Source organism: Mesorhizobium sp. M4A.F.Ca.ET.022.05.2.1 (genome assembly GCF_003998845.1).
Classification (GTDB): Bacteria; Pseudomonadota; Alphaproteobacteria; order Rhizobiales; family Rhizobiaceae; genus Mesorhizobium.
In genome coordinates, this window is the sequence record NZ_RZOJ01000674.1 from 1 (window position 1) to 1,774 (window position 1,774).

A 1,774-nucleotide genomic window follows, 5' to 3' on the forward strand; every position below is an offset into this window, starting at 1 on the left:
GCCCTGCCGACGAACTTCGCCACCCGGCCCTCGCGCTCGGCCATGTTCATCGGACCGCTGACCAGATGGAACAGCCGTCCGTTCTGCCCGGAAAAATGCATCGGGATGACGGAAGCCCTGGCGTCCTGGATCAGCCGGGCCGGAAATATCTTCCAAGGCAGGTCGCGCGCCAGGCCAAATCCTTTCGGCGCGGTGGCGACGCCGCCGGCCGGGAAGACGATGATGGTGACACCTTCCTTCAACAGCCGCACCGCCTCATGGCGCACCGCCATGTTGTTCTTCACCGCTTCCTTGGTTTCGGAGAAGTCGATCGGCAGCGAGTAGGGTTCCATCTCGCGGATCTTGAGCAGGTCCTTGTGGATCATGACGCGGAACGGCCGTCCGAGCTGCTCGGCCAGCGAAAGCACGGCGATGCCGTCGCCGATGCCGAACGGATGGTTGGCGACGATCACCAGCGGCGTGTCGGGCAGCATCGCCGGCGGCCATGGAGCGGCGTTCCGGACCTTGACGTCAATGAGCTCCAGCATGCGGCTGAACACGCGCTCGCCGCTCGGCGCCACCTGGCGCCGCCAGAAATCATAGAGCGCGGCAAAACGGTCGCGGCCGGACAGGCCCTCGACGGAATGGATGAACCAGCGCGTCAGCGCCGGCTGATGCGGGTTGGCGTAGGAAAGCTCGGGAAACGGTCTTTCCCGCAGTTTCAGCTTGAGCATCGCGGCTCGTTACAGCTTTGGCGTGACAGGCATGTGAAAATGGCGGTGGATCGCTCCACCGCCAAGCCATCGGGAATGTGCGGATTCAGGCAGCGCGTTTGCGCCTGCGATCCGGCGTTATCGCTTCCTCGCTCAATTGTGCGATCGCCTCGGCCAGGCCGAGCGATTCCTGGTCGCGCGACCCCAACCGGCGGACGTTGACCGTCTGCTCCTCAGCTTCGCGCTTGCCGCACACGAGAATGACGGGGACCTTGGCCAGCGAATGCTCGCGGACCTTGTAGTTGATCTTCTCGTTGCGCAGATCCGCTTCCGCCAGAAGCCCGGCGGCCTTGAGTTTGGCCACCACCTCATTCGCATAGTCGTCGGCATCGGATGTGATCGTGGCGACCACCACCTGCAGCGGCGCGAACCACAGCGGGAAATGGCCGGAATAGTTCTCGATCAGGATGCCGAGGAACCGCTCCATCGAGCCGCAGATGGCGCGATGCACCATCACCGGTTGCTTCTTTTCCGAATCCGATCCGATGTAGAAGGCGCCGAAACGCTCCGGCAGGTTGAAGTCGACCTGCGTGGTGCCGCACTGCCATTCGCGGCCGATGGCGTCCTTCAGCACATATTCGAATTTCGGGCCGTAGAACGCACCCTCGCCCGGGTTGATCGAGGTCTTGATGCGGTTGCCTGACCGTGTGCGGATCGTTTCCAGCACGCCGCTCATGATCTCCTCGGCATGGTCCCAGGCCTCGTCCGTGCCGACGCGCTTGTCCGGCCGCGTCGACAGCTTCACGCTGATCTCGTCGAAGCCGAAGTCGGCATAGGTCGACAGAATCAGGTCGTTGATGCGCAGGCACTCCGCCGCAAGCTGCTCCTCGGTGCAGAAGATATGCGCATCGTCCTGCGTGAAGCCGCGCACGCGCATCAGCCCGTGCAGCGCGCCCGAAGGTTCGTAGCGATGCACATTGCCGAATTCCGCAAGCTTGACGGGCAGATCGCGGTAAGACTTCAACCCATGCTTGAAGATCTGCACGTGGCCGGGGCAGTTCAGCGGTTTCAGTGCGAACACC

At 63.2% G+C, this 1,774-nt stretch carries 2 protein-coding genes; both read right to left on the bottom strand.

Going from position 1 to position 1,774, the window contains the following annotated elements:
- Window positions 1-713: 1-acyl-sn-glycerol-3-phosphate acyltransferase (locus tag EN745_RS34440; RefSeq protein ID WP_127423286.1), on the bottom strand; the 713-nt coding region annotated here is incomplete at its 3' end.
- A gap of 85 nt (window positions 714-798) precedes the next feature.
- Window positions 799-1,774, bottom strand: a 976-nt coding sequence (gene thrS, locus EN745_RS34445) for a threonine--tRNA ligase (protein WP_127423287.1), incomplete at its 5' end; no start/stop codon positions are given.